Origin of the sequence: Proteus sp. G2673, assembly GCF_009915125.1 — a bacterium.
Taxonomy (GTDB): domain Bacteria; phylum Pseudomonadota; class Gammaproteobacteria; order Enterobacterales; family Enterobacteriaceae; genus Proteus; species Proteus penneri.
Genome location: NZ_JAABLT010000020.1, coordinates 1 through 18,226, shown reverse-complemented (window position 1 = coordinate 18,226; position 18,226 = coordinate 1). Strand labels below are relative to the sequence as shown.

Genomic DNA, 18,226 nt, shown 5'->3' with positions numbered 1-18,226 from the left:
TGAAATAAAGATATTCAATGAGATAAAAATCAGCTAATAATAAATCAATAATTTTGAGATAGTATACGTACTTTTGAACACAAGGATGCGTCATGACAATTTATGACTTAAAACCCAAATTTCAATCTCTATTGCGCCCTTATGTAAAACAATTATTTAAAAAAGGGATCACCGCAAATCAAGTTACACTTTCTGCCTTACTCTTATCCATTGCCGTTGGTGGACTACTTTTGCTTCATCCTTCCCCTCGTTTATTTTTATTACTCCCTTTTGTCCTCTTTTTTCGGATGGCGCTTAATGCCATTGATGGCATGCTTGCGCGAGAACATAAGCAAAAAAGTGCGCTTGGCGCGATATTAAACGAAGCTAGCGATGTTATTTCAGACATTGCACTCTATTTACCTTTTGCTTTTATTTTTCCACAGGCCTACTGGTGGATCATGCTGGCACTTTTTTTAATGATAATGACTGAGTTTTTAGGTGTTCTTGCCCAAACTATTCATGCGTCTCGTCGTTATGATGGCCCCATGGGAAAAAGTGATAGAGCCTTTATTTTCGGTACTATTGCGCTTTTTATCGGAATATTCCCCTCACTGACATTATCAGAAAACATACATTATCTTTTTATTATTATTAATTTATTACTTTTGTTGACTTGTTATCACCGTATTCATCGAGCACTAAAAGAAGCAACGATGACAGATAAAGATAAGGATACATCGTTATGAATCAACAACCGCAATATCAAACTCAAAGGAATATGATTGAGTCTGAATTTACCACCAGCGATAAGACACCGTTGTATTATCGCCATTGGCCTGCTCAAATCACCACTGAATCAAAAGCAATTATTTTATTTCACCGAGGTCATGAACATTCGGGGCGTGTTTCTCATCTAGTTGATGAATTAGATCTTCCTGATTTTTCAATGTTTGCTTGGGATGCTCGTGGACATGGTAAAAATGAAGGTGCTCGCGGTTATAGTCCATCAATGGGAACATCAATAAAAGATATAGACGAATTCGTTCATTACGTTTCGTCTAACTATAGTATTCCAATGGAGAATATTCTGGTTGTTGGTCAAAGTGTCGGTGCTGTTTTAGTTACTGGTTGGGTACACGATTATGCCCCGAAGATCCGTGGTATGGTGTTAGCTTCTCCTGCATTTAAAGTGAAGTTATATGTTCCTTTTGCACGCACCGGCCTCGCCTTAATGCAAAAAATTCGGGGCCTTTTTTACGTCAATTCATATGTGAAAGCCAAATACTTAACCCATGACCAAAGTCGTATCGACTCTTTTAATCAAGACTCGCTAATCACTCGCCCTATTGCCGTCAATATTTTATTAGAACTTTATAAAACGGCCGATCGCGTGGTTGAAGATGCAAGTGCGATTACTTTACCAACACAATTATTTATTTCAGGTAATGATCATGTAGTTCACGCCAAACCTCAACATCTTTTCTATGAACGTTTAAATACCTCTATTAAAGAAAAGCATGTTTTACCTGGTTTTTACCACGATACATTGGGCGAGAAAGACAGAGCAATCCCCATCAATAAAATGCGTCACTTTATTGAAACATTGTTTGCACAACCGCTTTATCAACACGATTATCAAAATGAAGATATATGGAGCCATAGTGCTGATGTTTATCGCGCATTACAGACCCCTCTTCCTAAATATTGTCCAAAAAAACTTTATTATAAATTAATTAGCCGTTCTATGAGCACGTTAGGTAAAGCGTCTGAAGGGGTTGCTCTGGGTTACGATAAGGGTTTTGATTCTGGATCGACTCTGGATTATGTCTACCGTAATCAACCTCAGGGAAAAGGCTTATTTGGTCGTATCATTGATAAACAATATTTAAACAGTATTGGTTGGCAAGGTATTCGCCAACGTAAAATCAATATTGAAAATACGATCAGATACGCTATTCGCCAATTAACACAAAATAATATGCCAGTACATATTATGGATATTGCTGCAGGACAAGGCCGTTATATTTTTGATGCGGTTAATGACTATGGTAAGGTCGATTCAATTTTAATGCGCGACTATAGCCCGATTAATGTTGAACAAGGCCGACTTGCCATTAAAGAACGCCATTTAGAAGACAAAGTGCGTTTTGAAGAAGGTAACGCTTTTGATGCAGAAAGTTTGAGTGCTGTTTCGCCTTCACCCACTTTGGGTATTGTCAGTGGACTTTATGAATTATTCCCTGAAAACCATCTGCTAAAAGAGTCTTTAAAAGGACTTTCGCTAGCCATTCCAAGTGGTGGCTTATTGATTTATACCTGTCAACCTTGGCACCCTCAACTTGAAATGATTGCGCGCGTATTACCAAGTCACCAAAACGGACAACCTTGGATCATGCGTTGCCGTAGTCAAGGTGAAATGGATGCTTTAGTCAATGAAGCGGGATTTGAAAAGTTAGATCAACAAATTGATCATTGGGGGATTTTTAGTGTATCGATAGCAAAACGTCGCTAATAGAATACACTACCAATAACAGGGCTATCACTATATGTCACTGTATAGCGGTAGCTTTAAGTCCTTGTAAAAAAACATAAACAAATAAAGGGATCTTTGTATGGGGGGAAACCAACACTCTCAAATAACATCATCAAGAAAAAGTATCTGGCTCGCTGGTATTGTATGGCTGTTATTTCTTGCCCCATTTTTCTATTTAACTTATATGCAAGTTAACACTTATACTTCCACTTTATCTGATGTTCCTTCTTTTGTTTATTCGTGGGAAAAAGCAATCCCCTTTTTACCCTGGACAATCATTCCTTATTGGAGTGTAAATATTGCCTATGGTATTTCACTGATTATTTGTACAACGCTAAAAGAACAATTTATACATGGGCTACGTTTAATTGTTGCCTCGCTTATTGCTTGTGCTGGTTTTTTATTATTCCCTTTAAAATTTAGCTTTATTCGCCCAACAACAGAAGGGGTTTCTGGCTGGTTATTTACCCAATTAGAGGGTTTCGATTTACCTTATAACCAAGCCCCTTCTTTACATATTATTTTATTGTGGATTATTTGGTTACGTTTCCGTGCTCATACGCCAAAATCATGGCAATGGCTTTTAAATTTATGGTCATTGCTTATTGCTGTGTCTGTACTAACAACGTGGCAACATCACTTTATTGATATTATTACGGGTTTTGGTGTCGGCGTATTTATTTGCTATTTATTACCAATAAATTCGCGTTGGAAATGGCATTTTACTGGTAGCAAACATAGTTTGCGTATTGGTAAAAACTATGCGTTATCCGCAATGGTGTTTTATCTGTTATCTTTTGGTTTGCAAGGATTCTTTTGGATCTTTCTATGGCCAGCAATCACATTAACTTTTGTAACGTTAGGCTATTTAGGTGCTGGAGCTTCTATTTTTCAAAAAAATGCGCAGGGTGAAGTCCCTCTTTCTGCACAGATAATCCTATTACCTTATCGCTTCTTTGCGTGGTGTACTTATCGTTATTATTTAAAACAGTGCCAAACACCGAGTTTAGTCACTGAAGGTATTTTATTAGGTGGACGCCCTCTTTATAAATTAAAAGCGAACGCTGTTTTTGATTTAACTTGTGAATGGCCAAGAAATAAGTTTAGTCAAAATAAACTTTATTTAGCACAGCCTCAAATTGATTTATTACCTTTATCTCCAGATGATATTAACAAAGCAATGTTATCAATGGAGCAACTCAATCAAGCAGGTACTGTTTATATTCATTGCAAATTAGGCTATTCACGCAGTGCAACTATTGCGGTTGCATGGCTCGTTTATAATGGCACAGTAAATACTCTGCAAGACGCAATAAAACAAGTGTATCAAACTCGCCCTCAAGTGATTTTAAATTTAGAAACACAAGAGGCATTACAAATGTGGTATTCACGTTTCCAACAAAATAGATCACGAGGTAACGATGCTGACAACAAAAACTAGCGGTAAAGTCATTGTATCTTTAACCCAAAGTTGGCGTTATTTACTGCTGTTATCACTGTTACCTTATATAAACACATGGCCTGTTTTTAGCCTTCACTTTCACAATAAATTAGCATTCTTTGGTGCTTCTCTTTTATTTTTATTTACGCAATATCATCTTTTTCGTTTATGGCTTGATAGTCATTTTTTTCAAGCTCTTTATCGCTATCAAGACAATATTAGCTTTGATGAAAGTCTCTCTACATTATTTCCTAAACGCCCGAAAAAACAGACAATGGAAGCCCGCTGGTTGGGAACTAAACGTCTGTTTTCTTTTGCCGTGATTGGTATTTCAGTTCAATGGATATGGTGTTTGACGATGCTCTTTTTTACGTTTTTTAGTTATTAGAATGTCCAGTTAATAACCTTATTTAGCATATAAAACAATATGTTATAACAATTAAATATAAAAGGTTTATATCAAATTAATTGAACATTTCTATCACAGTAATTCTTTTCCCAAAAAAATGACTCATGTTACTATCATTTACCTTACAAATGATTCGTTATGAGTATTATGGAAAACACCGCACCACAAACATCACTAAGCAAAGGCCTTATTTTACTTATGGCGGTTGCCACAGGCATGGTTGTTGCCAGTAACTACTACGCACAACCTCTGCTTGATTCAATCGCAAACTATTTCCACATATCGGCTACTTTGGCCGGATTTATTGTCACTACAGCGCAATTCAGTTATGCCATAGGGTTAATGTTATTAGTACCTCTTGGCGATATTTTTGAACGTCGCTCACTCATTATTACCATGACATTAATTTCAGCGAGTGGTCTATTGATTACCGCTATGGCATCTAATATTTGGGTGATGTTAATAGGAACGGCGCTCTCAGGTATGTTCTCCGTTGTGGCTCAAATTCTTGTTCCTTTTGCTGCTACGCTTGCCGCGCCACATCAAAGAGGAAAAGCCGTCGGAACGATTATGAGTGGTCTTTTACTCGGGATCTTACTGGCGAGAACTGCATCTGGGTTAATGGCATCATTTACTAATTGGCAGGGTATTTTCTGGGTGGCAAGTATTTTTCTGGCCATTTTAGCGATCACTTTATGGCGCTGTTTACCCACTTATAAAAGTGAAACTGACTTAAATTATTTCCAATTGCTAGGCTCTATTTTCAAATTATTTGCAACAACGCCCGTGTTAAGGACTCGCTCATTAGTTGGTGCACTTATTTTTGCTCACTTTGGTTTATTATGGACTTCAATGGCTTTTTTATTGGCTTCTGATCCTTTTAATTACTCAGATGCTGTGATTGGTTTATTTGGTCTTGTAGGCGCCGCAGGTGCATTGATGGCGGGTAAAGCGGGTGTATTAGTTGATAAAGGAAAAGGCAAGAAAACGACTACCGTGGGATTAGTCATCCTCTTTCTTTCTTGGGGTTTTATCGTTATTGCACCTTATTATCACTGGATTGGGCTCATCAGCTTTATTATTGGCGTTGTCCTGCTAGACTTAGCGGTTCAAGGTGTTCATGTCACCAATCAGAGTACCATATATCGTATTTTACCGGATGCTAGAAACCGCCTAACTGCCGCTTATATGACAAGCTATTTTATCGGTGGTGCATTAGGATCTTTACTATCGGGCTATGCTTATCATCAATATGGATGGACAGGCGTTTCTATCGCTGGATTAGTCATTGGTGTTATTGGTCTTATTGTTTGGTTTTTAGGTTATAAAAATGATCCAATAATCCACACTGAATAATTTTCAGACCCAAGGATGGGTTATATTATTTCTTCAATCCTACTCTAATCAGAATAAAATATGAATGTTTTAACAGCGTGATTACTATTAATGTATATCATCATCCTATTCTTTATTAAGAAAATTATATCAATCTTCCCAATAAAGCACTATATAAATAATTTCATTTCGATATCATAAACATAACAACCATTGGTAGTGATAATAAATTTATTACGTGTTTTATCGTAAAAAATGATCCGTTTTTTCGTAAATAGACTACTATTCATTGTCAGATAAGTGATAAATTGATTTTATTAACTTATAACAAAGAGATAAGTACCTATCTTTTTTTTTGTGTTATCATTCAGAAAATTTATGAATCAGGTAACATAATCAAAAAAACATAGTGACTATAAATAATAAAAATTGCTAAATTGTGTGTTTAATATACCATTTAACATGTTGATAACAGCATTATCCTAATTTTCGAAACTAACAAGGTGTCTAAAAATGGAAAGCTCATTTACGCCAACAGAAGAATTACTAAACACTCGCGCTACACAACAGAAATCGCTTAACAAAGATATTCCTTATCAAGAAATTTTGTTAACTCGACTTTCTATGCATGTTCAAAGCAAACTTCTTGAAAGCCGTAATAATATGTTGAAGTCTCAGGGTATTAACGAGACATTATTTATGGCATTAATGATATTAGATACGACAGAAAATCGTAGTATTCAACCATCAGAATTAAGTGCGGCTTTAGGCTCTTCAAGAACAAATGCAACTCGTATTGCTGATGAGCTTGAAAAACAAGGTTGGATTGAACGCCGTGAAAGTCATAATGATCGTCGTTGTTTACATCTCCATTTAACTGATGCTGGTGAAGAGTTTTTAAATAGCTTATTACCACCGCAACATCAGTGTTTAAAACAAATCTGGTCTGTATTAGATCAATCTGAACAAAGACAGCTTGAAACGCTAATGCGTAAGCTATTATTACAATTAGATACTTTGGCTGAAAAGGCTTGTGAATAAGTAGCATAATAGATAGTTTTATTGATCTAATCCTATTTAAGCCATAAATCGGCAAACATACTTACCCATTAGCATTTATAATTTATCCTCACGCTAATAATTATTCTAAGATTGACTTTATAATTATGTTTCCAGTTTTAATACTGGAAACATATCTAATGATGTTTTTCTGGTTTTATGGAGATCTTCTAAATGAGTGTTAATGAGGAAAATACCCCCCCTCAGGCTCCCATTCGCAATAAAAAACGAACTCGCCGAAATGTTCTACTGTTTCTAACTATCTTATTTATTGTTGCTGGCATAGCTTACACAGCTTATTGGTTTATGGTGCTAAGGCATCATGAAACGACAGATAATGCTTATGTGACTGGTAATCAAATCATGGTAATGCCTCAGATTTCTGGTTCTGTTACCACTGTTTATGTGGATAACACCGATTTTGTAAAAGCGGGAGACCCCTTAGTTTTATTAGATTCAAGTGATGAAAAACTGGCATTAGAAAAAGCAAAAACAGCATTAGCGAATAGTGTTCGCCAAATGCATCAACAAATCATCAACGGTCGCCAATTAAAAGCAAACATCGTTTTGCGCGAAACAGAGCTCACTAAATTACAAAATGATCTTCGTCGCCGTGAAGTTTTAGGCGAACGCAATGTGATTGGTAAAGAAGAACTTCAACACGCCAGAGAAGCTGTTTCCACTGCAAAGGCTGCTTTAGAAGTTGCAAGAGAGCAATATAATGCTAATCAGGCAATTATCTTAAATACACCAATTGCACAGCAACCTTCCGTTTTACAAGCATCAACCGATGTTCGTAATGCATGGCTCGCTTTAGAACGTACTAAAATTTTAAGTCCAACAGATGGCTATGTTTCACGTCGTAGCGTTCAAGTAGGTGCACAAGTCGCACCGGGTAAACCTTTAATGGCTATTGTTCCCGTAACAGGTATGTGGATTGATGCCAATTTTAAAGAAACTCAGCTCGCTAATATGCGTATCGGCCAACCAGCCAAAATTACAACTGACTTTTATGGTAAAAAAGTGATTTATCATGGCACTGTATTAGGTTTAGATATGGGAACTGGGAGTGCTTTCTCATTATTACCTGCTCAAAATGCCAGTGGTAACTGGATAAAAGTTGTTCAGCGCTTACCTGTTCGTATTTCATTAGATGAAAAAGAGTTAGCGGAAAAACCACTGCGTATTGGTCTTTCTTCTGAAGTAACCGTTGATACAATTAACCTCGATGGAAAAGTATTATCACACAGTGAACGCCAAGTACCTGCTTATCATACTGATGCATTAACTATTGATATGTCAGCGATTAATAAACTGATCAATGAAATTATTGAACAGAATGCGGGACAATAAAGGCGAGGTGTAAAGGTGATTAAAGAGCCATTACAAGGAGGAAAACTTGCCTTAATGACCATCGCTCTTGCGTTGGCCACCTTTATGCAAGTTCTCGATTCTACAATCGCTAACGTAGCCATTCCAACTATTGCAGGAAACTTAGGTGCCTCTAACTCACAGGGGACTTGGGTTATTACCTCTTTTGGTGTAGCAAATGCTATTTCTATCCCAATTACAGGTTGGTTAGCAAAACGTATTGGTGAAGTTCGACTCTTTATGTGGTCAACGGCACTTTTTGCGTTAACCTCATGGCTTTGTGGTATTTCACAAAGCCTTGAAATGCTGATTTTCTTTCGTGTGCTTCAAGGTTTAGTTGCCGGACCGCTTATTCCTTTATCACAAAGTCTGTTATTGAATAACTATCCACCAGCAAAACGAAATATGGCACTTGCACTATGGTCAGTAACCATAGTTGTTGCACCGATTTTAGGACCTATTTTAGGTGGCTATATCAGCGATAACTATCACTGGGGATGGATATTCTTTATTAATGTCCCATTTGGTGTGTTGATTATTATGTGTATATCAAACACATTAGCTGGGCGAGAAACAAAAACCGAAATTAAACCAATTGATACCATTGGTCTTGTTTTACTTGTGATTGGTATAGGTGCTTTACAAATCATGCTCGATCAGGGTAAAGAGCTTGATTGGTTTAACTCAACAGAAATTATAGTCCTCACCATTGTGGCGGTGGTTGCACTTAGTTTCTTAATTGCTTGGGAGTTAACAGACGACCATCCGGTGATAGACCTTTCACTCTTTAAGAGCCGAAACTTTACCATTGGTTGTGTCACGCTCAGTCTCGCCTATATGATCTATTTTGGTACCATTGTTTTACTGCCACTACTTTTACAAGAAGTCTTTGGCTATACAGCAACATGGGCTGGATTAGCATCTGCATCGGTAGGTTTATTGCCTTTAATTATCACACCGATTATAGGCAAGTTTGGTGGTAAAGTAGATTTACGCTATATCATCAGCTTCAGCTTTATTATATTTTCTGTGTGTTTTTATTGGCGAGCTTATACCTTCGAACCAGGAATGGATTTTGCCACTGTGGCATGGCCTCAATTTTGGCAAGGCTTAGCGGTTGCATGTTTCTTTATGCCGTTAACAACAATGACATTATCTGGATTACCCCCAGAAAAAATGGCATCTGCGTCAAGTCTTTCAAATTTCTTAAGAACATTGGCAGGGGCAATTGGTGCATCGTTAACTACGACAATTTGGACACAAAGAGAATCACTTCACCATGAAACCTTTGTAGAAAAAATTAATCCACTTGATCCTGATTCACAAATGGCATTCCAGCAAATGAATGATCTTGGTCTTTCAAATGAACAGGCATCGGCCTATTTAGCGAAAACCATTACAGAACAAGGATTAATTATTTCAGCCAATGAGATTTTCTGGTTAGCTGCAGGTATTTTCCTTATCATGATGATCGTGGTTTGGTTTGCTAAACCGCCATTCTCTCCAGGAAAATAACGCAATTCACGTAGATCTTATACATAAAAAAAACCGCTTAAATCACAATGATTAAGCGGTTTTTTATCATTTTTTATTTAACACTATAAAGCAATTAGCCTTGGTGCTGACGCCACCATTCTGCTAATAATACACCTGAAGCTACAGAAACGTTTAAGCTTTCAACGTGTCCAGTACCACCGATGTAAATGCTCATATCACCTTGATTTAAAGTGCTTTCACTTAAGCCATCTTTCTCTTGACCTAAGATAAGTACCATTTTCGCTGGTAATTGTGCTTTTGATAATGGCACACTGCCTTTATGGCTTGATGTTGCCACAAGTGTATAACCCGCCTTTTTAAATTTATCTAAAGTTTGAGCAAAATTATCAGCATCAATACCTTGGATATATTCAGCGCCACCTTCTGCGGTACGAACAGCCGCACCAGATTCTAATACAGCAGAATCAGGAGAAATAACCCCTTTCACACCAAAATGCGCACAACTACGCATAATTGCACCTACGTTATGTGGATTCCCCACATCTTCAAGTGCTAATACGCAATCATGTTCAGGTGCATCTTTCAGATAAGTTTCTGCATCATGACCGACACGTTTTTTAATTAAGAAGCATACACCACCATGGTGATCGGTACGGGCGGCTTTGACCATCTCTTCTTCTTCAACAACGTGATAGGCTTTACGATTTGCAGCCATCCATTTTAGTGCATCACGAAAGCGTGGTGTCACATCTTGTAAAAACCAAGCACGAACAATCGCGTCAGGACGATTTTTAAACATTGCCTGACAGGCATTTTCACCATAAATGCGAGTTTCTTCTAAACGCTGGCGACGTAGCTGTTCTGGATCGATTTGGCTCTTACCAGTAATGCCATCGTGCTCTTTAATTGCCTCTTCACCAGCAGGGCGAGAAACCGTTTTCCATGGAGAAAAACTTCCGCCTTCGCTATCGCGAGAAGGTTTTGATTCATTACGTGATGCGCCACGCCCTGAAGGCTTACCTGCTGCACCGCGGTCATCGCGACGAGAAAATTTGTTATCACCACGTCTATTATCACGATTTTTGTCGTTACGGTTATCACCACGACCATTTTCAGGACGGCGGGATGGTTTTTTAGGTTTATTTTCGGCATTGTCCTCACTACGGACATACATCACTTTTACTTTGCCGTTTTTACCTTCATAAGAATCGTTCATTTGTCTCTCCAACTGCAATAGGGGCGCAGATTACATGATAGTTTAGCAACTGTCACCGAGAGAATCACGCAGAGTAAGAGATAAACCTATATCAAAAAACTCTCACTTTAAAAATAAAATTAGATTTAACTTTTTCTCAATAAAAAACAATCGGTATATCAATATGTAAGAGAGCTATTCATTACTAGATTTAAAAAATTAAAAAGTGTATCCATGATTAATGTTTTCCTAAAATCATGATTAAATGTAGTTTGCTCTTCATCACTCAGGTTAAGAAAATTTTTCCCTGTATTGTGTAATACCGTTTCTATTGTGGATGTTAAATCAGTTTCTTTTCCATTATTTAAGTTATTTAATTCATTTTGTAAACTATCAATATAATTAAGCGCAAAAAGACCACAGCCATTAGGCACATTTTTTTGTAAGTTATCTTCTATATTAAAGGTATTAAATCCTTTTTCTTTTAGTCTAGATAATAATTTATGACGTTCATCATTATCTTCTTTGTTTGAAGATAATGAATCACATAAAAAACAGCTATTTTTATAAGTAAATAAAGCAACCCAATGGTTACCGTTGACTAAAACCACATGATTTTTTAACTCATCAGATTTATTATTCTTTTCTATTTTATTAAGTATTGTTTCATAGTGACCAATATCACATTGATAGGATTGAAGTGAAACCCAAGACTGTAATTCTGATGCAGAGATATAACGATTACTGCTACTTACGCTTTCAGCATTATTAGCAAACACGCTTTTAGTAGATTCTATATTTAAATAATTATCAATCGCTGAGATAAAAACATTATTCCCTTTTCCCTGTTGCCCAGCAATCGCATCCCCACAAGCCATGGCGCTTAATAAAGGTCGCTCTTTGAAATATTCTTTATCGTCTCTTACTTTTATTTCATAGAGTGATTTAATAAATTCTTTAATATCACCTCTTATTGAATTATTTAATTTTGAATAAATTAAATAGAGTTGATTAGTGGCATATAAGCTTATTTCTTTATTTTCATGAAACATGATATTGACTAAATATTCTAAATCTTTTGAACTTCCATTTCTTATTGAATCAGCGAGTTTATCTATTTGACTTTTAGCAATATTAATATTACAAAGTTTAATACCAAAGCTATCAAATAGCTTTTGAATTTCATTATCGTTAATACTCTGTTGATTCGCTATAAAAGAGATTGGCGTTATATTCATATGTCACCACAACTTATTAAATAATAATAATAATCCTATTACCATCCTATAAATTAACTTTCATAAAAAAAACAACTGATAGTAGACCTTTGGGTATCATGATAATATTCGATTCTTTTTTATCAGTATTGGTCAATCTGTTATGCGTGACAATGCAGTCTCTCGACTTCGTCAATATCGACTTTCAATTTCAACTCGTCCTTTTAAAGCGCGAGGTTTTCGTACAAAACGTTGCACTTTTTGCTTATTACCAGAAAAACAGTGTCTTTGTGATACGATTGTCAATCAACCAGCAAAAAGTCAATTCTGTTTATTGATGTATGATACTGAAGTGATGAAGCCAAGTAATACGGGGAAATTAATTGCCGATGTATTACCAGACACACAGGCTTTTTTATGGTCCCGAACGACTCCAGAACAGGCCTTGCTTGATCTAATCAATACACCAGATAGGCAAGCTTATGTTGTATTCCCTGAAAGCTATGCATCAAAAGAACGTATTGTATACAACCAACTCCCTGCAAATAGCAAGCCACCTTTATTTATCCTTCTTGATGGTACTTGGAGTGAAGCACGAAAAATGTTTCGCAAAAGCCCCTATCTTGATGCTCTGCCCATCTTATCTTTAAACGAAGCCAGCCAATGTGACTATGTACTTCGCCAAGCAGCAAGAGAGGATCAACATTGTACTGCAGAAGTTGTGGCTTCTATTTTAGAGAATGTCGGCGATATTCAAGCTTCACAACAACTTTTTTCTCATTTTAGTTACTTTCGTCAACAATATTTACTTGGAAAACCAGACCGAAGTCAGGCAAAAGAAGAGCAAATCAGCTACATTGAATAGCAGTTGATAATGAAACGCTGGAGTGAATATGAGCCAACGAGGTCTTGAAGCACTATTACGTCCTAAATCTATTGCAGTGATCGGTGCCTCTGAAAAATTGGGTCGAGCAGGAACAACAATGATGAGAAACCTGCTCAGTGGCGGGTTTAATGGTCCAGTATTTCCGATTAATCCCTCTCGTGGCTCTGTTTCTGGTGTTTTTACTTATCCTTCTATTGATAAATTACCTCAGATCCCTGATCTCGCGATTATTTGTACACATCATCGCCGCAACCTTGAGCTACTAAAACAATTAGGTGAATCAGGTTGTAAAGCCGTTATTGTGCTTTCCGCACAATCTGAACAATTTCAACCAATAAAATTACTTTGCCAGCAATATCATATCCGCTTACTTGGCCCAAATAGCTTGGGGCTTTTAGCGCCGTGGCAAGGTTTAAATGCCAGCTTTTCACCTCTGCCAGTTAAAAAAGGAAAGTTGGCGTTTATTTCTCAATCAGCGGCTGTCGCCAATACGATTTTAGATTGGGCTTATTATCGTAATATTGGTTTTTCCTATTTTATTGCGTTAGGTGATAACCAAAATATCCAAGTTGATGATTTATTAGATTTTCTAGCAAGAGACAGTAAAACCAGCGCTATTTTATTGCACCTCGAACATATCAAAGATGCACGACGTTTTATGTCGGCATCTCGTAGTGCTTCGCGTAACAAACCGATTTTGGTGATAAAAAGCGGTCGTACTCAAAAAGCTCAACTGTTATTAGGCGATACACCGAGTTATGACGTCGCTTATGATGCTGCTTTTCAACGTGCGGGGTTATTACGAGTACAAGATACCCATGAAATGTTTTCTGCCGTTGAAACACTTAGCTATATGACGCCTTTAAAAGGCGAAAGATTGATGATTATGAGCAATGGCTCTGCGCCTGCGGCCATGGCGATAGATGAGTTATTTTTGCATTCAGGCAAGCTGGCGAAACTGACAGATGAAACAACGCAAAAACTACAAATGGTTATTCAAGAAGAAAATAGCATTCGTAACCCACTAAACTTAGGTGATGATACAACCGTTGATCGCTATATTGCAACGCTCAATTGCTTATTAGATAGTCATGATCATGACGCTTTATTACTTATTCATACCCCAAGTGCTATTGCACCTAGTATTGAAACAGCACAACGCGTCATAGCAGCAATTAATCAGCATCCTAGACGAAAATGGCTCACCGTTTTTACTAACTGGGGTGGAGAATATTCATCTCAGCAATCGCGTAAATTATTTAGTGAAGCAGGAATTCCAACCTACCGAACACCCGAAGGTGCCGTCACCGCATTTATGCATATGGTGGAATATCGTCGAAATCAGAAACAATTAAAAGAAACGCCAGCATTACCTTTAGATGTCAAAATGAATACGCAACAAGCACATCGTTGCATTGAAGAAGCATTAAAAAATAAGCAATATCGATTAGATACACACCAAGTTCAGCCCATTATGGACGCTTACGGTTTTAATACACTTCCTACTTGGATTGCTCATAATGCACAAGAAGCTGTAAATATAGCGGAAAAAATTGGCTATCCCGTTGCACTAAAATTACGTTCTCCTGATATTCCTCATAAATCTGAAGTACAAGGTGTCATGCTTTACCTACGTGACAGCACTGAAGTTTCATCAGCGGCCCATGCCATTATTGAACGAGTAACCGAACTCTACCCTGAGGCTCAAATTCAGGGTTTATTAGTGCAAAGTATGGCAAATCGAGCAGGCTCTCAAGAACTACGAGTCGCAATAGAGCAAGATCCGATTTTTGGCCCATTAATTGTATTAGGTGAAGGGGGAGTTGAGTGGCAAATAGAAACGAAAGCCGCAGTTGCTTTGCCACCTCTTAATATGGCGCTTGCTCGCTATCTGGTTATTAATGCAATAAAAAGCGGAAAGATACAGCCAAGAAGTGCTTTACAGCCTCTAAATATCTTAAGTTTAAGCCATTTTTTGGTACAGGTTTCTCACCTACTTTTAGATTGTCCACAAATAGTTAGGCTAGATATTCACCCATTACTGGCTTCTGGTAATGATTTTACACTATTAGATGTTGCAATGGAGTTAGCTCCACTGCAAGGTGATCCTCACCAAAGGCTCTCTATCCGCCCTTATCCTAATGAATTAGAAGAAACATTTTATTTAAGAGATAGCAATCCTTGTTTTATTCGCCCTATTTTGCCTGAGGACGAACCTCTACTAAAAACGTTTATTAATCAAGTGACAAAAGAAGATCTTTACTATCGTTATTTTAGTGAGATAAGTGAATTTACTCATGACGATCTCGCGAATATGACGCAAATTGATTACGATCGAGAAATGGCTTTTGTCGCAATCCGAAATCCTGAAGATCAACCTGAAATCATTGGTGTTGCCCGCGCAATGGCAGATCCAGATAATCAACATGCAGAATTTGCTATCCTTGTACGTTCTGATTTAAAAGGAAATACCTTAGGCCATCAACTTATGACTAAACTTATTAACTATACTAGAGAACATGGCATTAAACGTTTAACCGCAATAACCATGCCTGAAAATCGCAACATGATAAGTTTAGCAAAAAAACTAGGGTTTTCTGTTGAAGTACAATTTGATGAAGGAATAGTCAATCTTGATTTGCAGCTTGAACCATCAAAAAATAGCCTAATGCTATAATCATAAAAGAAAGTTTCTTTATGTGATTGTTCACGCATCCTTTGATAAATTAGCTATATATGATGATTTTATGCGTACATCCCATATAACTAATGTTATGATCAGTAGATCGGTTAAAGAAAATCCACATGGACGATGGCTCCATCTGCCATCATAAACAAGAGAATTAAGCACTGTGATGTTGTCTAAACTAAAACTTGCTAAGCATCAACAACACCTTGCACAACTGCCTAAATTAGCTCAGTCAGTTGCTGATGTTGAAACGCTTTATCAAACATCCGCGTTTCGCAGCACCTTATTGAAATATATTGCTCAAGCCCAAAAAGAGATCTTTATTACAGCTCTTTACCTAGAGCACGATGAGGCCGGTGAAGAGATCCTTGATGCGCTTTACACCGCAAAACAACAACGTCCTGAATTATCCATTACCGTTATTGTTGACTGGCACAGAGCTCAACGTGGGCGAATTGGTGTCTCTGCTGATGCGACAAATGCAGATTGGTATTACCATGTTGCACAACAGCATCCTGATATAGAGCTCCCTATTTATGGGATACCTGTTAATACTCGTGAAGCGCTAGGTGTATTACACCTTAAAGGCTTTATCTTTGATGATACGGTTATTTATAGTGGTGCAAGCATTAATAATGTGTATTTGCATAAGCTAGATAAATATCGCTATGACCGATATCATATTATTCAAAATAGTGAATTAGCAACCACAATGAAACAGTTTATTGTGGACGATCTTCTGCAATCTGAAGCTATTCAACGTCTTGATATCAAAGATAGAGTTCGTTGTGCTGAAATAAAAAATTGCATACGTCAATTTCGTTTTAATTTACGCACGCGTGATGGCTATGATATTAAAACCAATGCTTCTAATCATGAATTAGCCGTCACGCCTTTAGTAGGTTTAGGTAAGAAAAATATCTTAAATAAGACCATTTCTCACCTAATGGCTTCTACAGAAGAAAAATTAGTTATTTGCACACCTTATTTTAATTTACCAGCGATCCTTGTTCGTCAAATCAGCCATTTATTAAGAAATGGCAAACAAGTCGAAATTATTATTGGTGATAAAACGGCAAATGACTTTTATATTCCACCTGAAGAGCCGTTTAAAATTATTGGAGCCCTACCTTATCTCTATGAGATCAATCTGCGTAAATTTACCCAGCGTTTCCAGCGGTTTATTGATAATGACCAATTAACAGTAAGGCTCTGGAAAGACGGTGATAATACCTATCACTTAAAAGGTATGTGGGTTGATGATAATTGGCAATTGATTACAGGTAATAATCTTAACCCACGAGCATGGGGATTAGATTTAGAAAATGCGATATTAATTCATGATCCTAAACATGAATTGCATGAACAACGGCATAAAGAGCTAGATTGTATTCGCCAAAAAACACGTATTGTAAAACACTACCAAGAGCTAGAAAGTATTAAGCTTTACCCACTTAAAGTGAAAAAATTAATCAAGCGGTTACGACGTATTCGTGTTGATAGATTAATTAGCCGTATACTTTAACCAATGCTTCATTCGATAAGCCTTGCTAAATTACAGCAAGGCTTTTTTGTTTAATAATATTGTTTTCTCAAATCAACCTTTATCTTTAATAATCTTCTATATTAAAAACACTCTTATCAATGAAAAGGCTTTTATTTTTTATGAAATTAAAGCTCAAATATTGCTCTCTGATTATTTTATTATCAATAATGACTTTAAATGGGTGCACATCATTTCATTTTGCCAATGATAATTGGCAAGGCAAAGATAAAGCTCAACATTTCTTATTTTCTATGGCAGCCTCTGCGGGAGCAAATGCGTATACAGATCATCAAAAATATGGTCATAGAGAGGGATTATTAATTGGGCTCTCGTTTTCGATTAGTTTAGGGGTAGCAAAAGAGCTTTATGATAGTCGTCCTGAAGGTACTGGTTGGAGCTGGCATGATTTTGCTTACGATGTTGCTGGGGCAGTAGCGGGTTCATTGCTTTATCAGCAATTAAAGTAACACAAAATAGTATTCATAATAGAACAACTATTCTGTATTCCTTTAAGATATGATGAGTCAGCAATATAATATTAATATCGAAACATTATGGGTTATAAGTCCAAGAGTAATGATTAAAAATATCAAACCTTGAATGTGGATTTGTTTTATTGATCTGTTTAAAAACCCCCAAACGCAAAAAAGCCAACCCATTGGGTTGGCTTTCTCGTCTTAATTAATGCCTGGCAGTTCCCTACTCTCACATGGGGAGACCCCACACTACCATCGGCGCTACAACGTTTCACTTCTGAGTTCGGCATGGGATCAGGTGGGACCGCTGCGCTATGGCCGCCAAGCAGAATTCTTCAAATTCTTTAATTATTCGTCTCTTCCTGAGACTCACCCCTTTGGGGCCAGTGCTCCGCACTGTTCCAGTTTGTTCCAGACAAACTGGTCGATTTTATTACCCGCTTCTTTCCTTTCGGTCAGTCGCCAGCAATATTCAATCTTAAACAAGCTTACTTCACTAATCTTTGTCTCTCAGACAAAACACCTTTGGTGTTGTCAGGTTAAGCCTCACGGTTCATTAGTACTGGTTAGCTCAACGTATCGCTACGCTT

The 18,226-nt window shown here is 37.2% G+C and carries 15 protein-coding genes and 1 rRNA gene; 13 read left to right on the top strand and 3 right to left on the bottom strand.

The annotated features are described in order from the left end of the window. Window positions 1-92 precede the first annotated feature (92 nt). From GWI59_RS10145 to emrB, 8 genes are all read left to right on the top strand, one after another. Window positions 93-728, top strand: coding sequence for a CDP-alcohol phosphatidyltransferase family protein (locus tag GWI59_RS10145; protein WP_161671348.1), 636 nt, complete (start codon window positions 93-95; stop codon window positions 726-728). Beyond that, window positions 725-2,494, top strand: coding sequence for a bifunctional alpha/beta hydrolase/class I SAM-dependent methyltransferase (locus GWI59_RS10140; protein ID WP_109847438.1), 1,770 nt, complete (start codon window positions 725-727; stop codon window positions 2,492-2,494). The genes GWI59_RS10145 and GWI59_RS10140 overlap by 4 nt, the downstream gene beginning before the upstream one ends. A 100-nt stretch (window positions 2,495-2,594) precedes the next feature. Then, entirely contained in the window at window positions 2,595-3,956 is a 1,362-nt protein-coding gene (locus GWI59_RS10135; RefSeq protein WP_115065155.1) for a phosphatase PAP2/dual specificity phosphatase family protein, read from the top strand. Further along, entirely contained in the window at window positions 3,937-4,344 is a 408-nt protein-coding gene (locus GWI59_RS10130; RefSeq protein WP_109847436.1) for a hypothetical protein, read from the top strand. The genes GWI59_RS10135 and GWI59_RS10130 overlap by 20 nt, the downstream gene beginning before the upstream one ends. Window positions 4,345-4,512: 168 nt before the next feature. Next, window positions 4,513-5,721, top strand: coding sequence for an MFS transporter (locus GWI59_RS10125; protein WP_006537765.1), 1,209 nt, complete (start codon window positions 4,513-4,515; stop codon window positions 5,719-5,721). A gap of 492 nt (window positions 5,722-6,213) precedes the next feature. Then, window positions 6,214-6,741 (top strand): transcriptional repressor MprA, encoded by a 528-nt coding sequence (gene mprA, locus GWI59_RS10120; protein WP_006537766.1) that lies wholly within the window; start codon window positions 6,214-6,216, stop codon window positions 6,739-6,741. Window positions 6,742-6,933: 192 nt separating this feature from the next. Next, window positions 6,934-8,112: a multidrug efflux MFS transporter periplasmic adaptor subunit EmrA gene (gene emrA, locus GWI59_RS10115; protein WP_161724586.1), complete on the top strand. Its 1,179-nt coding sequence runs from the start codon at window positions 6,934-6,936 to the stop codon at window positions 8,110-8,112. A gap of 15 nt (window positions 8,113-8,127) precedes the next feature. Beyond that, a complete protein-coding gene (emrB, locus tag GWI59_RS10110; protein ID WP_161724583.1) occupies window positions 8,128-9,645 on the top strand; it encodes a multidrug efflux MFS transporter permease subunit EmrB in 1,518 nt (505 codons plus the stop codon). Window positions 9,646-9,739: 94 nt separating this feature from the next. Here the strand turns inward: emrB and GWI59_RS10105 are convergent, their stop codons facing one another. Both GWI59_RS10105 and GWI59_RS10100 read right to left on the bottom strand, forming a co-directional pair. Beyond that, the gene (locus GWI59_RS10105) at window positions 9,740-10,843 is read right to left on the bottom strand and encodes a tRNA/rRNA methyltransferase (protein ID WP_006537771.1); all 1,104 of its coding nucleotides are present in this window, start codon (window positions 10,841-10,843) and stop codon (window positions 9,740-9,742) included. Window positions 10,844-11,001: 158 nt separating this feature from the next. Continuing rightward, complete coding sequence (locus GWI59_RS10100; protein WP_161724581.1) at window positions 11,002-12,060, bottom strand: hypothetical protein; 1,059 nt, start codon at window positions 12,058-12,060, stop codon at window positions 11,002-11,004. 142 nt (window positions 12,061-12,202) lie between these two features. Here GWI59_RS10100 and GWI59_RS10095 point away from each other — a divergent pair, with 142 nt between their 5' ends. The 4 genes from GWI59_RS10095 to GWI59_RS10080 all read left to right on the top strand — a co-directional run bounded on the left by GWI59_RS10095 (window position 12,203) and on the right by GWI59_RS10080 (window position 17,627). Then, complete coding sequence (locus GWI59_RS10095) at window positions 12,203-12,904, top strand: tRNA-uridine aminocarboxypropyltransferase (protein WP_161724578.1); 702 nt, start codon at window positions 12,203-12,205, stop codon at window positions 12,902-12,904. Between the two features lie 28 nt (window positions 12,905-12,932). Then, a complete protein-coding gene (locus GWI59_RS10090) occupies window positions 12,933-15,602 on the top strand; it encodes a bifunctional acetate--CoA ligase family protein/GNAT family N-acetyltransferase (protein WP_161724575.1) in 2,670 nt (889 codons plus the stop codon). Window positions 15,603-15,780: 178 nt separating this feature from the next. Continuing rightward, complete coding sequence (gene pssA / locus GWI59_RS10085) at window positions 15,781-17,139, top strand: CDP-diacylglycerol--serine O-phosphatidyltransferase (protein WP_109400636.1); 1,359 nt, start codon at window positions 15,781-15,783, stop codon at window positions 17,137-17,139. A 140-nt stretch (window positions 17,140-17,279) separates the two neighbouring features. Then, entirely contained in the window at window positions 17,280-17,627 is a 348-nt protein-coding gene (locus GWI59_RS10080; protein ID WP_072062976.1) for a YfiM family lipoprotein, read from the top strand. Window positions 17,628-17,846: 219 nt separating this feature from the next. On the opposite strand, the gene rrf is transcribed toward GWI59_RS10080, so the two are convergent. Continuing rightward, a 5S ribosomal RNA gene (rrf, locus tag GWI59_RS10075) occupies window positions 17,847-17,962 on the bottom strand. An 80-nt stretch (window positions 17,963-18,042) separates the two neighbouring features. Here rrf and GWI59_RS17550 point away from each other — a divergent pair. After that, window positions 18,043-18,226 (top strand): hypothetical protein (locus tag GWI59_RS17550; protein WP_237611798.1); only part of this gene is annotated, 184 nt, incomplete at its 3' end.